A 15,788-nucleotide genomic window follows, 5' to 3' on the forward strand; every position below is an offset into this window, starting at 1 on the left:
ATTTTTTAATTTGTCACAGGAATTGAAACAGATGACCCAGGTTACCAACACCCCTTACGAAGCCCTCGAAGTCGGCCAGACCGCCAGCTACAGCAAGACGGTCGAAGAGCGCGACATTCAGTTGTTCGCCGCGATGTCCGGCGATCACAACCCGGTACACCTGGACGCTGAATACGCCGCCGGCACCATGTTCAAGGAGCGCATCGCCCACGGCATGTTCAGCGGCGCGCTGATCAGCGCGGCCGTGGCTTGCGAGCTGCCTGGGCCGGGGACTATTTATATCGGCCAGCAGATGAGCTTTCAGAAGCCGGTGAAGATTGGCGATACCTTGACCGTACGCCTGGAGATTCTCGAGAAACTGCCGAAGTTTCGAGTGCGGATTGCCACTCGCGTGTTCAACCAGCGCGATGAGCTGGTAGTGGACGGCGAGGCGGAGATCCTGGCGCCACGCAAGCAGCAGACCGTGACGTTGCCGACCCTGCCGGCAATCAGCATCGGCTAGGATCGCCGGTCTGTAGGAGCCAGGCTTGCCGGCGAAGGCGTCCTTGAGATCGCCTTCGCCGGCAAGCCTGGCTCCTACGGGCGTACACAAAACCCTGTTGGAGCTGCCGCAGGCTGCGATCTTTTGATCTTACGGCCCTTCCTGCACCTGCACACTCGCCGTCATCCCCGAACTCAGATTGATCCCCTGCGGCACCTTGTCCAGCTTGATCCGCACCGGAATCCGCTGGGCCAGCCTGACCCAGTTGAACGTCGGCTCCACCTCCGCCAGCAACTGCCCATCCGGCGTGGTGTTGCGGTCGGTAATCCCGCGACTGATGCTTTCCACGTGTCCCTCCAGCGCCTCCCCCGCGCTCATCAACCAAACCTTCACCGGGTCGCCGATGCGAATCCGCGGCAGTTTGGTTTCCTCGAAATACGCCTGCACATAAAACGTCGAGTCGTCGATCAGCGCCATCACCGGTTGTCCGGCGTTCACATAGTTGCCCTGGGCCAGACGCAGGTTGGTGATGTGGCCGCTGCGCGGCGCATGGACCTGGCTGCGGTCCAGGTTGAGTTGCGCCACCTTGGCTTCGGCCTGGGCTTCACGCAGTTCGCCACGGGCGATACCCGCGTTGATTTGCGCATTCTCCCGCAGCTCGGCACTGATCGCTTGCGGCCCGAGGCTGGCGCGGCGGCTGGCTTCGCGCTCACGCAGATTGAGTTGCTGCTGGCGGGTCTGGACCACCGCTTGCGCTTTCTCCAGCGCGGCTTCGAAGCGGTCGCGGTCGATGCTCAGCAACAGATCGCCGGCCTTGACCTGCTGATTGTCGAACGCCTTGAGTTCACGCACCCAGCCCGACACGTCGGGGGCGATGACCACCACGTCGGCCCGGATCCGCGCGTCACGGGTCCAGGGTGTCAACATGTAGTACTGCCACAAATGGAAACCGGCAAAGATCGCCACCACCACCAGGCACAGGGTGACGGCTACACGTACGGATGTACGCATGTTCAACTCCTTATAAAGGTCCGAGGACGACGGTGATCAGGGTCAATACACAGACGTACACGGCGCAATCGAATAATGCTTCGTGCCAGATCCAGCGGCCGACCGGCGTCAGGCGCAACAACAGGCGCAAGCCGCCGGTCACCAGCAGCGCCAGCAGCACGTAAATCAGAAACGGGCTGAGCAGCACACCACCCATCGACCACTCACGCAAGCCCATGACTCTCCTCCTGCTGACGGCACCAGGCACGCCAGCTGTTCTGCAACTGCAGCACTGCGCCCTGGGCCAATTTCACCGCATCGCTGGGGGGCAACGCGTACAAGGTGTTCAAGAATTCTGCGCTGGGTTGTTCCAGCACATCGGCGCGACTGCTAGCCGGGCCTTGCTCGAGGACTTTTTCCAATTGATCGAGGTAACGCCGTTGCGCCGCACTGACCGGTGCCTGCGCCACCGCCAGGCTCAAGCGCAAATGCAGCAGTTCGTCGCCGATGTCCAGTCCCAGCAGCCCGTCATCCCAGCGGCTGCGCGCCGGTTCCGGCAATTCGGGATAGTGTCGCGCCAGTTGCAACAAACGATCGGCCATGCGTCCACCGAACCAGCTTTCGGCCCCGCGCAGATTGCGCCGGGTCAGGCGCACCAGATCGTGAAGCGTCGCCACCAGCAGGCGGCGGCCATGCCACGTCGGATTGCGCAGGATCAACAGCCGGAAAGCCAGCACCGCCGCGCCGACACCGATCACCATTGCCTGCGCACTGTTGAAGAACGTCGCGACATCGAACTTCATCGCGTTGAGCGGCGAGATAAGAACAATGAAGTGCAGGCAGAACGAGGTCGCCGTGGCACCGATCTGCGGTTTGGCCATGCCCAGCGCACCGAAGAATAACGGCACGCCCATCCCGAGACAGAGCATGGCAAAGCTGCTCCATTGCGGCAGCAGAATCTGCCCGACGAAAAACGCCGCCGGAATGGCCAGGAAAATCCCGCGCATGAAACTCATGCCGATCTGCGCGCCGTTTTCGCGGCTGGCAAACAGGCTGCACACCACACAGGTCAGCAACAACGCACCCGAGGCGGCGGGCCAGGCGGTCGCCAGCCAGAAGCATGACACCACCAGAAACGCCAAGGCGCTGCGGGCACCGAATACCAGCGCCAATGACAGGTCGCGATGCGGGGCCAGGGTTCGCGGCGGATCGACCGTTTCCTTGCCCTCCTCCACCGCTTTCAGCGCCGCGCTTGCCGCCAGCGCGGTATCGAGCAGCAAGGTGAAACGAGCCAGGCAGAAACTTTGCGCAGAACTGATCAGCGGGTCATGGGTGGCATCGAGCAACCTCGGGCGCAAGGCTTGCAGGGTTGCATCATCCGCACGGGCGAGCGCCTCCTGGACTTCGCTCATCCACGGCATCAGTTGCCCGGCCTCTTGCGGTTCCAGCTGCTTCCACTGCCGGCGCACCGAACGGGCGATGCGCAGCAACATCAACAGCTTCTGGCTCAAGCCACTGATCGAGCGCGCGCGCTGACGGCCAAGACTGCCTTCGAACCAGGCATGTTCGCGCTGGGCATCCACCGCTACGATCCTGCCGAGGATCTCCAGCAGACCTTTGCGCGCCTGGCCGTCGCCGGCCAGGGTCGCCCGAGCGGCAGTCATCCCGCTCTGCCATGCCGCCCGCGCCTGGTCTGCCAGCTGCTGTTCCACCCGCATCGGCCACAGCAGCGCACTGGTGGCGGTGGCGCACAGAATGCCCAGGCAGATTTCCGTACAGCGAGCCACGGCTTGATCAAACACCGTCAGCGGATGGGCAATGGCCGGCAAGGCGATGATCGCCACCGTATAGCCGGCCAGTACAAATGAATAGGACCAGGCACTGCGCAACATCGTCGAACTGGCCGTACACAGACCGAGCCATAACGCCAAGGCCAACAGGAACAACCAGGGCGTCTGGGCAAACAACCCCATGAACACCACCGACATGATCGTCCCGACCAAGGTGCCCAGCAGACGCGCCAGCCCCTTCTGCACCACCATCCCGGACAAGGGTTGGGCGACGATGAAGGCGGTCATCAGCGCCCAGGCCGGTTGCTCCAGTCCCCAGCGCAATGCCAGCCACAGGGCCAGGCCGCCACCGAGCAAGGTCTTGATCGCGAATTGTAGGGCGCGGCGGTCAGGCGCAAACAAAGCCTGCAAAGTGATAGGCACTAAAAGCACTCTTGAAAGGACGATATAACGATAGTCGGCTTCGGTAGAAACCCTCAAACATCACGGCCCCCCCTGTAGGAGCTGCCGAAGGCTGCGTTCTTTTGATCTTTCTTCATCGCGACAACAGAGATCAAAAGATCGCAGCCTTCGGCAGCTCCTACAAGGGCGATTTCACTGTTAAATGCCAGACACAAAAAAACGCCAGACTGGCTGGCGTTTTTGACAGACTTTGGGCGCTTACGAGCGCGCGCGAGCCTGGTTGCGCAGGGCTTTCACCTGATCGTGATTGCGTTGCACGCCATGATACTGACGTTCAACCAGGTCACGAATGCCCACCAGGTTGTGCTTGGTGATTTTTTCCAAGGCTTCTTTGTAAGCCTTCAGCGCATGGTCTTCACCGCGCTCTGCTTCGTTCAGCACGGCTTCTTCATCCTTGCCGGTGAACATGGACTTCACGTCGACCCAGCGACGGTGCAGGTCACCGCTGACACTGGTGGAGGTTTCCGGATCGCCGCCCATCGAACGCACGGCAGCTTGCAGTTCGGAAGCCGCGGTAGCACAGTCGGCGGAACGCTGCACGAACAGCGATTTCAGTTCCGGACTCTTGATGTCTTCAGCGCAAGTCTTGAACCCTTCCTGACCGTCTTTGCTGGTTTCAATCAGGTCGTTGAGTACAGAGATGGCTTCTTTATTCATGTCGGTCATTTTCAAATCCTCGCGGGTTGATGAAAGATGTAATAGCTACTGCACCCTGCATGCCAGCTTTGAAATGACAACTTAATCCTTATATATCAAATAGTTACAATTAATCTGCAAATCTGTATCCGCGTTTTTTGCATGATCTGTCATTTGGCCTGCATGCAGAATGCCTGTATTTTCCAGACTGATTGAATCCAGACGGCTGATAGATGAATCCTGAAAAGCTCGAACTGCTGGTCACCCGTGAAATGCCCTTCGGCAAATACAAGGGTCGAATCATTGCCGACCTGCCCGGCCAATACCTGAACTGGTTCGCCCGGGAAGGTTTCCCCCATGGCGAACTGGGCGGCTTGCTGGCCCTGATGCAGGAAATCGATCACAACGGCCTGTCGGAGCTGCTCGAACCGTTGCGTGCCAAACATGGCAAACCCGCTCCTCGCCACTGAATCGCCACTGAACCACCCCTCACCTGCCCCTGATTGAGTAGCCCCATGCCCGATAACACCCGCCGCGCCCGTGATGAAGCCTTCTGGCTGACGTTTGCCGACCGCTATGCTGTCGAACCCGGCCCGGTCAATCTGGAGAACGGTTACTTCGGGCGCATGTCGCGCACGGTGGTCGAGGAGTATCAGCGCAACATCGAACTCATCAACCGCAGCAACTCGGTGCACGTGCGCCAGCGTTTCGATCAGCACGAAAGCCTGGAAATCCGTGCGCAAGTGGCCGGGCTGATTGGCGTACCCGCCGACTCCGTCGCCCTCACCCGCAACGCTTCGGACGGCTTGCAATCGCTGATCCGCAACTACAACCGCCTCAAGCCGGGCGACCAGGTACTGATCTGCGATCTGGAATACGACACGGTCAAAGGCGCCATGCGTTGGCTGGCACGCCATCGCGGCGTCGAGGTGATCGAGATTGAACACTGCCACCCTGCCAGTTTCGACAGTGTGCTGGCCACCTACCGCGACGCCTTCGTCCGTTATCCGCGCCTCAAACTGATGGCCCTGACCCACGTCACCCATCGCACTGGCCTGGTGATGCCGGTGAAGGCGATTGCCGCAGCGGCCAGGGAACACGCGGTCGATGTCATCCTCGACGGTGCCCATGCCCTGGGCCAGATCGAGTTCGATCTCGACGACCTGGGCATCGCCTTCGCGGGTTACAACCTGCACAAATGGATCGGCGCGCCGCTGACCCTCGGTTTTATCTACATCAGCCCCGAGCGCCTGGCCGACATCGACCCGGACATGGGCGAGATGCACTTTCCCTCCACCGACATTCGTGCCCGCACGCCCCATAGCACGCCCAACATCCCGGCGCTGCTGACCCTGCCGCTGGTGTTCGAGGAGCACCGGGCCATGGGCGGTGCCGCCGCCAAGGGCGCACGCCTCAATTACCTGCGCAACCGCTGGGTCCGCGCGGCACGTGAACTGTCGGGCATCGAAGTCATGACCCCGGATGACCCGCGCCTGTACTGCGGCATCACATCCATGCGCTTTACCCGGCATGCCGATCAACAGGCGATGGCCGAGCGGTTGCTCAAGGACTACAACCTGTTCACCATCGCGCGTAGCGGGGCCGCGAGCGGTCCGTGCATTCGCATCACGCCGGGCCTCACCACCACCGCTGCAGATATGGATCTACTGATCCGGGCGCTGACCGAACTGCGTTGATATCACACGGTGTTTACCTGTAGATACTCTGTCGACGCTCGATTGGTCGCGATGGTCGTTAACGATAACGTGTGTTTACTGACTAAACACGGCGCCCATGAGGACGCCTTCGCCAGCAAGCCGGCTCCTACAGGGGGTTTTTTGCGGGCAAAAAAAAACGGTGCACCGACCAAGCGCACCGTAAAGCCGTAGAACACACAACGAGGTGTCGGGTTTAGCCAATCAGTCCAGCAGCGCCAGTGCCTCGGCGGTGCATTCCTGAATGCGGGCCCAGTCGCCGTTCTTGATCCACTCGGGATCAAGCATCCAGCTACCGCCCACGCACATGACGTTTTTCAACGCCATGTAGCTCTTGATGTTGGCTGGGCTGACGCCGCCGGTCGGGCAGAATTTCACTTCGCCGAACGGGCCGCCCAGGGCCTTGATGGCTGCCACGCCGCCGCTGACTTCCGCCGGGAACAGCTTGAAACGGCGGTAACCCAGGCCATAACCTTCCATGATGCCCGAGGCATTGCTGATGCCCGGCAACAGCGGAATCGGGCTGTCGACGCTGGCTTCGAGCAGATCACGGGTGATGCCCGGCGTGACGATGAACTGCGAACCCGCGGCTTCGGCTGCCGCCAGCATGCTGCGATCGAGCACGGTACCGGCACCGGTCACCAGCTCCGGACGCTGCTCGCGCAGAATCTGGATAGCCTTGAGGCCGAACTGCGAACGCAACGTCACTTCCAGGGCGGTCAGGCCACCGGCCGCGAGGGCGTCGGCCAGCGGCAGGATGTCCTGTTCGCGAGCGATGGTAATCACCGGCAGGATCCGCGCCTTGGCGCAGAGGCTGTCGATCAGGGCAACTTTGTCCGCCATGGAAACGGTCGGGGATGTGTTTGTCATAGCGGCTGATCCTTGGCTCATGGGCACCAGTAAATCTCTAACGTAGGTTGCAGAAACGCACGAACCGGCATGGCGGCGACATCGTCACCGGCCAATGCGGCACTCAGGGTGGTCAGCTTGGACTGACCGGAAATCGATAAAACGGTGTTCTTCGCCGAAGCCAACAGCGCGCGACTCATGGTCAGGCGCTGATGCGGCACGGTCGGCGCCAGCATCGGCCAGCAGCGCCGGCTGCCGTCGACTTTCAAAGCGTCGGCCAGGTTCGGACTGTTCGGGAACAGCGAGGCGGTGTGCCCGTCGTCGCCCATGCCCAGTACCAGCACGTCGATCGGCGGCAACTCACCCAACAAGCGATCAGCCTGCTCGGCCGCCTGTTCGAGATTGGCGGTGGCACTGTAGAGGCTCAAGAACTGAGCCTTGGCTGCCGGACCTTGCAACAGGTAGCGCTTGAGCAGACCGGCATTGCTGTCGGCGTGCTCCACCGGCACCCAACGCTCGTCCGCCAGGGTCACCACGACGTTGGACCAGTCCAGCGTTTGCTTGGCCAGGTGCTGGAAAAACGCCACCGGGCTGCGACCGCCAGAGACCACCAGCGTTGCGGTACCGGTGGCATCGATCGCGTCGCTCAATTGCTTGGCCACGTTCAGGGCCAGCCCTTCGGCGAGCAACACCGGGCTCTTGAACTCATGGGCGCTGACGCCCTGAGGCAGTTTCAATTCAGATATCGCCATACCACGACCTCCCATCCCGCGTGATCAGTGCAATGGAACTCATCGGTCCCCAGGACCCGGCCGCGTACGGCTTGGGCGCATCACCGGATTTTTTCCACCCGGCGATCAACTGGTCACACCACTTCCACGCGGCTTCGATTTCATCTTTACGGACAAACAGGTTCTGATTGCCGCGCATCACTTCCAGCAACAACCGCTCGTAGGCATCGGGAATCCGTGCGCTGCGATAGGTGTCGGAAAAATTCAGCTGCAACGGACCGCTACGCAGCTGCATGCCCTTGTCCAGGCCTTGTTCTTTGGTCATCACGCGCAAGGAAATGCCTTCGTCCGGTTGCAGGCGGATGATCAGCTTGTTGCTGATCTGCAGGCGCTGCTCGGGGGCGAAGATGTAGTGCGACGGCTCCTTGAAGTGGATGACGATCTGCGACAGCTTTTGCGGCATGCGCTTGCCGGTACGCAAGTAAAACGGCACGCCGGCCCAGCGCCAGTTGCGGATGTCGGCACGCAGGGCGACGAAGGTTTCGGTGTCGCTCTGGGTGTTGGAATTCGGTTCTTCGAGGTAGCCCGGCACCGGTTTGCCTTCGCTGTAGCCGGCGATGTACTGGCCGCGCACCACTTGGGTGGTCAGGCCTTCCGGGCTGATCGGCGCCAGGGCCTTGAGGACTTTGACTTTCTCGTCACGGATGCTGTCGGCGGACAGGTCGGCCGGCGGGTCCATGGCGATCAGGCAGAGCAGTTGCAGCAGGTGATTCTGGATCATGTCCCGCAGCTGGCCGGCCTTGTCGAAGTAACCCCAGCGGCCTTCGATACCGACTTTCTCGGCCACGGTGATTTCCACGTGGGAGATGTAGTTCTGGTTCCACTGGGTTTCGAACAGGCTGTTGGCAAAACGCAGGGCGATCAGGTTCTGTACGGTTTCCTTGCCCAGGTAGTGGTCGATGCGATAGGTGCGGTTCTCCGGGAAGAACTGCGCTACGGCGTCGTTGACCTTGCGCGAGGACTCAAGGTCCGAACCGATGGGTTTTTCCAGGACCACGCGGGTGTTTTCGGTCAGGCCGACCTTCGACAGGTTCTCGCAGATCGCGCCGTAAACCGCGGCCGGTGTCGCGAAGTAGGCGATCACGCGCTGGGCGCTGCCGGCCATTTCGGCCAGGGCGACGTAGTCGTCAGCCTTGAGGAAATCGACGTGCAGGTAGCTCAGCCGGGCCAGGAAGCGTTCAACCACTGCTCCGTCCAGCTCTTTGTCGCTGACGTATCGGCGCAGCTCGGAGGCGATGAACGCCAGATGCTGCTGCGCGCTGCCGGGTTCACGGGCCAGCGCGATGATGCGCGTATCCTCATGAAGCAGGCCTGCGCCATCCAGTTGGTAGAGGGCAGGAAACAGCTTGCGCAGGGCCAGATCGCCGAGGGCGCCGAACAAGGCAAAGGTGCACGGTTCAACCGTTATCGAAGGCATGATGTTTGTTCTTTTATCAAGTTAAGCTACAAATACCTTTTTTCAAGGCATGATTCAAGGGAAAATGTAGTAATAACCACAACATTTTACCGAAATAGAGATTCCGAGTGGTGGTCGATCGGAGCCACCAGTAGGATAGGCCACCGTGACGGGCCCGATCAAAGTCCCAAATTGCATAGCCGGGGCCCTAATTTGCATTGCTCTCTTGTTTGCGGAGCTAAGGAAACAATATGGACCGCGTGCGAAATTTACTGGAGCAGATCCAGAATCGCCTTGAAGACCTGAACAAGGCAGAACGCAAAGTAGCCGAAGTGATCCTGCTCAACCCACAGCAGGCCACCCGGTTCAGCATCGCCGCCCTCGCCCAGGCGTCGAAGGTCAGCGAGCCGACGGTCAACCGTTTCTGCCGTTCGTTCGGCGTCAGCGGTTACCCCGAACTCAAACTGCAGCTGGCCCAGAGCCTGGCCAGTGGCGCGGCGTATGTCAGCCGTGCGGTCGAGGCCGATGACAACCCTGAAGCGTATACGAAGAAGATTTTTGGCAGCGCCATCGCCTCGTTGGACAGTGCCTTGCAGGCGCTGGATCCGAACCTGATCAGCCGCGCCGTCGACCTGTTGATCCAGGCCCGGCAGATCCACTTCTTCGGCCTCGGCGCTTCGGCTCCGGTGGCGCTGGACGCGCAGCACAAGTTCTTCCGCTTCAACCTGGCCGTCACCGCCCATGCGGACGTGCTGATGCAGCGCATGATTGCTTCGGTCGCCCACACCGGCGAGTTGTTCGTGATCATTTCCTACACCGGCCGCACCCGTGAACTGGTGGAAGTGGCGCGCCTGGCCCGGGAAAACGGCGCTTCGGTGCTGGGCCTGACCGCTGAAGGGTCGCCATTGGCCAAGGCCAGCACCTTGAGCCTGAACATTCCGCTGCCGGAAGACACCGACATCTATATGCCGATGACGTCGCGGATCATTCAGCTGACCGTGCTGGACGTGCTCGCCACGGGCATGACCTTGCGCCGGGGTGTGGATTTCCAGCCGCATTTGCGCAAGATCAAGGAAAGCCTGAATGCCAGTCGGTATCCGATTGGGGATGAGTTTAATTAGGCCGACATTTTCACTGCCTGTTCGGGCCTCATCGCGGGCAAGCCCGCTCCCACAGTGTCTATGTCGAACACAAAACCTGCGACCGGCACTGAACCTTGTGGGAGCGGGCTTGCCCGCGAAGGGGCCAGCCGCTACACCGCAAGCCTTGAGCTAAACCCCAACCCGCGCCTGCAAACTCAAATGCGCCCGCTCCCCCGGCGCCAGGCTCAGGCTATCGGTCCCGCCGCTCGCCGCTTCCACGCAGACAAACTCGCCAATCTCATTCCAGCTCACCCCCAGCAATGGTCGTGAACCGGGATGCCAGACCACCGTATCCGCATCGTCGCCGGTGTCGATGCACAACGCCCGCTGCCAGGCATGGTCGTTGAGTTGCAATTCCCCTTCCTGCTGAAACACCCGCTGACAGCCACCCTCGACTCGCAACTCGCCTTCCTGCTGGCAAACCTGGCGGTTCAAATGGTCGTAGCCGTGCGCACCCTCGAGCCCGGACAGCGCTACCTCACCAACGTCGCCAATCCGCCAATACGCGTGCAACGCCTGGCTCAACTGGCACGGCAGGCTGTCCTGATGCTCGGTGCACAGGCGCAAATCCATACGTTCGCCCAAGTGCGCATGCAGGTCCACTTGCCAGTCACATAACTGCAGTTGCCAGTGCAGATGCACGCCATCGTCGTCACTGCTACTGTCCAGCAGCTTCCAGTCGAGCAGCCGGGCCCAGCCATGGGACGGCCAGGCGTTTTCGCTCGGATGGCGACCATACCAGGGCCAGCACACCGGCACCCCGCCACGAATCGCCCCGACATGCGGCCATTTGGCTGCGCACCAGAGCCAGGGTTTCTGGTCCCGGGGCTGAAAGTGCAGCAACTGCGCGCCCTGCCGACTGAACACCGCCTGACACAGCGGATGATCGATCACCAGCACATCGCGCATCTGATAGCGCTCCCACGCGAATACCGGCCGTTCGCGCAAGGATTTGAAGAAGCGTTGTAGCGGATGCTCATGCATGTGCCGCGGTCCTGAAAATCATCTTGTTCTGCGGGTTGCGCCGCCCCAAAAAAAAACGGACAGCCTTGGCCGTCCGCAAAAATGCGCACATGGAGAGGAGCTTATCGCAACAACGTTAGAACACCGACTGAATTTTCAAACCGGCCACCAGCGCGTTATCAACTTCATCCACACCGCCCGGGTGAGTGATGTATTGCAGGTTCGGACGGACGGTCAGCCAGTTGGTCACGTGGAAGCCGTAGTTGACCTCGTAGTTGTACTCGGTGTTGCGCAGCGGCGAGAACAGCGGATCCTGGTAGTCGCTGACCCCATTGGAGGCGTTGACCAACTCGGCGTTTTTCTTCACGTCATCGTTGACATGGATACGGGCGAAACCGATACCCATGTCATCTTTTGGACGTGCATCGAAGGGGCCCTTGTACACAAACATCAGCGACTGGTAGTTGTCGACGATGTTGGTGTCCTTGTCGTGGAACGTGGCGTTGGCGGCGATGTTCAGACCGCGGGACGCGTCACCGTTGTGGCTGGTGAGTTGTTGCTGCGCCACGAACCAGTAGCCGGACTTGCTGCTGTGGCTGCGGTAGGCGTTGCCGCTGGTGGCCGCATCGTCACCGTTGTCGTCTTCGCGAACATCATCGGCCTTGGCCGTGCTTTTGTAGTAACCGACACGGTATTCGCCCGGCAGGTTGCCAGGGTTAGGCAACCAGACCAGTTCCACCGGCAACACAGTGCCCTTGGTACCACTGCCGCTGAGCTTGAAGCCGTTACCGTGCTCCAGTTGCGATGGGTTCTGGTTGTACGCGCCGATCTGCGCATAGAACTCGGGCGAGATGTTGTACTTCACGCGGATCGCGGCCTGGCTGACGGGCCAGTTGTACCAGATATTGGTCGCCCAGTTACCGACCTGGGAACCGCAGAACGCCAGGTTCTGGAACTCGCAAGGGAAGGTGTTGAAGTCTTCGCCTTCGCCGAAGTAACCGGCCTTGACGTCCAGTTTACCGTCGAGGAACTGGTGCTTGATCCACAACTGGGTCAGACGAACCATGTGGCCACGGCCGTAGACTTCCTGGGAGGAACTCAAGGTGCCGGCACGCGGGTCGCCGACACGGTCATTGGAGATGTTCTCACCGTTACGGTTGGTGAGCTGGATCTTGGCCTGGGTGTTATCCCAGCCCATCAGTTTTTCCAGGTCCAGCGCCACGCCAAGGCCGAACTGGTCGGAGTAACGCGCCGTCTTGTCGTTGTTGTAGCCGCCGTGGAGGTTGCCACCCACTTCACCGACGTAGTCCATCTTGATGTCGATGCCCTGCTCGATCAGTCGGGTCCGCTCGCCACCCCAATCACCGGTCATCCATTCGGAATCGGCGCTGAACGCGTCAGCCGCGTGCACACTGCCGGCCAGGGTCATTGCCGCAATCGCTGATAACTGGCAGATAAGCTGAGCGTTGTTGTTCTTCTTCATCCCTACATCCTCGTTTTATTGTTATTAACTGTTTTTATTTAACGCGGTTACATCGGTTGCGGAGAGCGACAGGCCGCTCACCGCATATCCCCTTGTAGGAGCCAGGCTTGCCGGCGAAGGCGTCACTGAAATCGCTTTCGCCGGCAAGCCTGGCTCCTACAGTTTTGATCTTCAGCGGCCTTTGAATTGCGCTACGTTGGCAGCGTGGGTCTCGGTTTTCGGCACACCGGCCACCCCCAGCCGCTCTCCGGTCTTCGCATCGAACAACAGCACTTTCGATGGGTCGAACTGCAGGGTCAGGGTCTCGCCCACGGCCGGTGCAACGTCCGGCGCCAGGCGGCAACAGACTTTGGTGTCGTTGAGGTTGACGAACACCAGGGTGTCGGGACCCGTCGGTTCGGTGACCTGGACTTCGGCGCGGATGGTCGGCAAACCGTTCGCCTCGCTGCCCGCCAGCACGATCTGTTCCGGGCGCATGCCGAGAATCACTTCGCGGTCTTCGAGCCCGGCGTCCTGCATGCCCAACGGCAATTCACAGCGCGCCTGGCCGCTGTCGAGCAGCGCCACCAGACGACCTTCCTTGCGCTGCAAACGCAGGGGGATGAAGTTCATCGGCGGCGAGCCGATGAAGCTCGCCACGAACAGGTTGGCCGGGTTGTTGTAGATGTCTTTCGGCGTGCCGAACTGCTGAATGATTCCGTCCTTCATCACCGCCACCTTGTCGCCCAGGGTCATGGCTTCGATCTGGTCGTGGGTCACGTAGACCGTGGTGGTTTTCAGGCGCTGGTGCATCAGTTTCATTTCAGTGCGCATCTCGACCCGCAGCTTGGCGTCGAGGTTGGACAGCGGTTCGTCGAACAGGTAGATCTTCGGCCGCCGCGCCAGGGCACGGCCCATCGCCACGCGCTGTTGCTGACCACCGGAGAGCTGGCCGGGCTTGCGGCTGAGCAAATGTTCGATCTGCAAAAGTTTGGCGACACGAGCGACTTCTTCGTCGATTTCGGCGGCGGGCATTTTGCGGATCTTCAGGCCGAAGGCGATGTTGTCGCGCACGCTCATCGTCGGGTACAGCGCGTAGGACTGGAACACCATGGCGATGTCGCGATCCTTGGGGCTCATGCCGCTGATGTCGGCGTCGTCCACCAGAATCGCCCCGCCGCTGATGTTTTCCAGACCGGCGATGCAGTTCATCAGCGTGGATTTACCACAGCCCGAGGGACCGACCAGGATCAGGAACTCACCGTCATCGATCTTCAGTTCGATGTTTTTCAGGGTGTCCGGCAAACCGGCGCCGTAGGTCTTGTTGACGTTGCGTAATTCGAGAGTTGCCATGTTCTACCCCTTGACCGCGCCGGACGTCAGCCCACGCAGGAAATACTTGCCAGCGAATATGTAGACCAGCAGTGTCGGCAGCCCGGCGATCATCGCGGCGGCCATATCAACGTTGTATTCCTTGGCCCCGGTGCTGGTGTTGACCAGGTTGTTCAGGGCCACGGTAATCGGCTGGGCGTCGCCACTGGCGAAGACCACGCCGAACAGGAAATCATTCCAGATCTGGGTGAACTGCCAGATCAGGCAGACCATCACGATCGGGATCGACATCGGCAGCAGGATCTTCCAGAAAATCGTGAAGAAGCCCGCGCCATCCAGGCGTGCCGCCTTGACGAGTGCATCCGGAATGCTCACGTAGTAGTTGCGGAAGAACAGCGTCGTGAACGCCAGGCCGTAGACCACGTGCACCAACACCAGACCGGTGGTGGTGTTGGCCAGGCCGAACTTGCCGAGGGTAAATGAGGCTGGCAGCAGCACGGTCTGGAACGGCAGGAAGCAGCCGAACAGCAACAGACCGAAGAACAGTTGCGAACCGCGGAAGCGCCACATCGACAGCACGTAACCGTTCATCGCGCCAATGAACGTGGAAATCAAAACCGCCGGCACGGTGATTTTCACCGAGTTCCAGAAGTAGCCACCGACCACGTCCCAGGCCTTGATCCAGCCGATGCCATCGATCACGGTCGGCCAGCTCAACAGGTTGCCGGTGCGGATGTCTTCCGGGGATTTGAAGCTGGTCAGCAGCATCACGATCAGCGGAATCAGGTACACCGCCGCCGCCAGCAACAGGGTGGCGTAGATCGCGATACGGCTGAAGCTGAGCGTTGGTTTGCCGAGTTGATTAGTCATGGCGCTTGCCTCGCAGCTCGGAGTACAGGTACGGCACGAGGATGGTCAGCACGGCACCGAGCATCAGCATGGCGCTGGCCGAACCGATGCCCATCTGGCCACGGCTGAAGGTGAAGGAGTACATGAACATCGCAGGCAGGTCGGAGGAGTAACCGGGACCGCCGGCGGTCATCGCCGCCACCAGGTCGAAGCTCTTGATCGCGATGTGCGCGAGGATCATGAAGGCGCTGAAGAACACCGGACGCAGGCTCGGCAGCACGATCTTCAGGTAGATGGTCGGCAGGCTCGCACCGTCGACTTGCGCGGCACGGATGATCGATTGATCGACACCGCGCAGGCCGGCGAGGAACATCGCCATCACAAACCCCGAGGCTTGCCACACGGCAGCAATCACCAGGCAATAGACCACGCGGTCCTGATCCACCAGCCAGTCGAGACGAAAGCCTTCCCAGCCCCAGTCACGCAGCATCTTGTCCAGGCCCAGGCCCGGGTTGAGCAGCCATTTCCACGCGGTACCGGTGACGATCATCGACAGCGCCATCGGGTACAGGTAGACGGTGCGGATGAAGCCTTCCTTGCGAATGCGCTGATCCAGCAGCACCGCGAGGAACACCCCCAGCACCAGGCTGATGCCGATGAACATGCCGCCGAAGAGCGCGAGGTTCTTGCTCGCGACCCACCAGCGATCGTTGTCCATCAGGCGCATGTATTGCTGCAGGCCGACCCACTTGTAGCTCGGCATGAAGCTGGAATTGGTGAAGGACAGAACGAATGTCCAGATGATGTAACCGTAGAAGCCAACCAACACGATCAGCATGCTCGGCGCGAGTACCAACTTGGGTAACCAGCGTTGCAGCGCATCGAACGGTGAGGCTTTGCTGAAAACCGCCACAGAGCTCATCGGGATAA

Annotated in this window: 16 protein-coding genes; 4 read left to right on the forward strand and 12 right to left on the reverse strand. The window is 60.6% G+C overall.

Annotation, left to right across the window (positions count from 1 at the left end; all coding sequences use genetic code 11):
- Positions 1-31: 31 nt before the first annotated feature.
- Entirely contained in the window at positions 32-502 is a 471-nt protein-coding gene (locus ACA062_RS26155) for a MaoC family dehydratase (RefSeq protein ID WP_128870215.1), read from the forward strand.
- A 129-nt stretch (positions 503-631) separates the two neighbouring features.
- On the opposite strand, the gene ACA062_RS26160 is transcribed toward ACA062_RS26155, so the two are convergent.
- From ACA062_RS26160 to ACA062_RS26175, 4 genes are all read right to left on the reverse strand, one after another.
- Positions 632-1,492 carry an efflux RND transporter periplasmic adaptor subunit gene (locus ACA062_RS26160; protein WP_497453642.1) on the reverse strand — a complete coding sequence of 287 codons (861 nt, stop codon included), beginning with the start codon at positions 1,490-1,492 and terminating at the stop codon, positions 632-634.
- Positions 1,493-1,502: 10 nt separating this feature from the next.
- Positions 1,503-1,709, reverse strand: a complete 207-nt coding sequence (locus tag ACA062_RS26165; protein ID WP_497453643.1) for a DUF1656 domain-containing protein — start codon at positions 1,707-1,709, stop codon at positions 1,503-1,505.
- Entirely contained in the window at positions 1,696-3,684 is a 1,989-nt protein-coding gene (locus ACA062_RS26170; protein ID WP_497453644.1) for an FUSC family protein, read from the reverse strand. Before ACA062_RS26170 ends, ACA062_RS26165 begins: the two co-directional genes overlap by 14 nt.
- 237 nt (positions 3,685-3,921) lie before the next feature.
- A complete protein-coding gene (locus tag ACA062_RS26175) occupies positions 3,922-4,389 on the reverse strand; it encodes a ferritin-like domain-containing protein (RefSeq protein ID WP_497453645.1) in 468 nt (155 codons plus the stop codon).
- A 203-nt stretch (positions 4,390-4,592) separates the two neighbouring features.
- Here ACA062_RS26175 and ACA062_RS26180 point away from each other — a divergent pair, with 203 nt between their 5' ends.
- Positions 4,593-4,829, forward strand: a complete 237-nt coding sequence (locus ACA062_RS26180; protein ID WP_128870220.1) for a DUF3820 family protein — start codon at positions 4,593-4,595, stop codon at positions 4,827-4,829.
- 45 nt (positions 4,830-4,874) lie between these two features.
- Entirely contained in the window at positions 4,875-6,056 is a 1,182-nt protein-coding gene (locus ACA062_RS26185; RefSeq protein ID WP_497453646.1) for an aminotransferase class V-fold PLP-dependent enzyme, read from the forward strand.
- A 222-nt stretch (positions 6,057-6,278) separates the two neighbouring features.
- Here ACA062_RS26185 and ACA062_RS26190 read toward each other — a convergent pair whose 3' ends face one another.
- Genes ACA062_RS26190 through zwf form a run of 3 tightly spaced genes read right to left on the reverse strand, consistent with a single transcriptional unit; the run spans position 6,279 to position 9,131 of the window.
- Positions 6,279-6,944, reverse strand: coding sequence for a bifunctional 4-hydroxy-2-oxoglutarate aldolase/2-dehydro-3-deoxy-phosphogluconate aldolase (locus ACA062_RS26190; protein WP_128869358.1), 666 nt, complete (start codon positions 6,942-6,944; stop codon positions 6,279-6,281).
- A 17-nt stretch (positions 6,945-6,961) separates the two neighbouring features.
- A complete protein-coding gene (gene pgl, locus ACA062_RS26195) occupies positions 6,962-7,675 on the reverse strand; it encodes a 6-phosphogluconolactonase (RefSeq protein ID WP_497453647.1) in 714 nt (237 codons plus the stop codon).
- Entirely contained in the window at positions 7,662-9,131 is a 1,470-nt protein-coding gene (zwf, locus tag ACA062_RS26200; protein WP_497453648.1) for a glucose-6-phosphate dehydrogenase, read from the reverse strand. Before zwf ends, pgl begins: the two co-directional genes overlap by 14 nt.
- Before the next feature lie 239 nt (positions 9,132-9,370).
- Here zwf and ACA062_RS26205 point away from each other — a divergent pair, with 239 nt between their 5' ends.
- Positions 9,371-10,231, forward strand: a complete 861-nt coding sequence (locus ACA062_RS26205; RefSeq protein ID WP_178084775.1) for a MurR/RpiR family transcriptional regulator — start codon at positions 9,371-9,373, stop codon at positions 10,229-10,231.
- A gap of 150 nt (positions 10,232-10,381) precedes the next feature.
- Here ACA062_RS26205 and ACA062_RS26210 read toward each other — a convergent pair whose 3' ends face one another.
- From ACA062_RS26210 to ACA062_RS26230, 5 genes are all read right to left on the reverse strand, one after another.
- Complete coding sequence (locus tag ACA062_RS26210; protein ID WP_497453649.1) at positions 10,382-11,236, reverse strand: D-hexose-6-phosphate mutarotase; 855 nt, start codon at positions 11,234-11,236, stop codon at positions 10,382-10,384.
- Positions 11,237-11,351: 115 nt separating this feature from the next.
- Entirely contained in the window at positions 11,352-12,698 is a 1,347-nt protein-coding gene (locus ACA062_RS26215; protein WP_497453650.1) for a carbohydrate porin, read from the reverse strand.
- Between the two features lie 171 nt (positions 12,699-12,869).
- Positions 12,870-14,030 carry an ABC transporter ATP-binding protein gene (locus ACA062_RS26220; protein ID WP_497453651.1) on the reverse strand — a complete coding sequence of 387 codons (1,161 nt, stop codon included), beginning with the start codon at positions 14,028-14,030 and terminating at the stop codon, positions 12,870-12,872.
- A gap of 3 nt (positions 14,031-14,033) precedes the next feature.
- Complete coding sequence (locus ACA062_RS26225) at positions 14,034-14,879, reverse strand: carbohydrate ABC transporter permease (protein ID WP_084319031.1); 846 nt, start codon at positions 14,877-14,879, stop codon at positions 14,034-14,036.
- On the reverse strand, positions 14,872-15,780 hold the full coding sequence (locus tag ACA062_RS26230) for a carbohydrate ABC transporter permease (RefSeq protein ID WP_084319029.1): 909 nt from the start codon (positions 15,778-15,780) through the stop codon (positions 14,872-14,874). The genes ACA062_RS26225 and ACA062_RS26230 overlap by 8 nt, the downstream gene beginning before the upstream one ends.
- Between the last annotated feature and the right edge of the window lie 8 nt (positions 15,781-15,788).

It is taken from the genome of Pseudomonas sp. LBUM1679, from assembly GCF_059695565.1.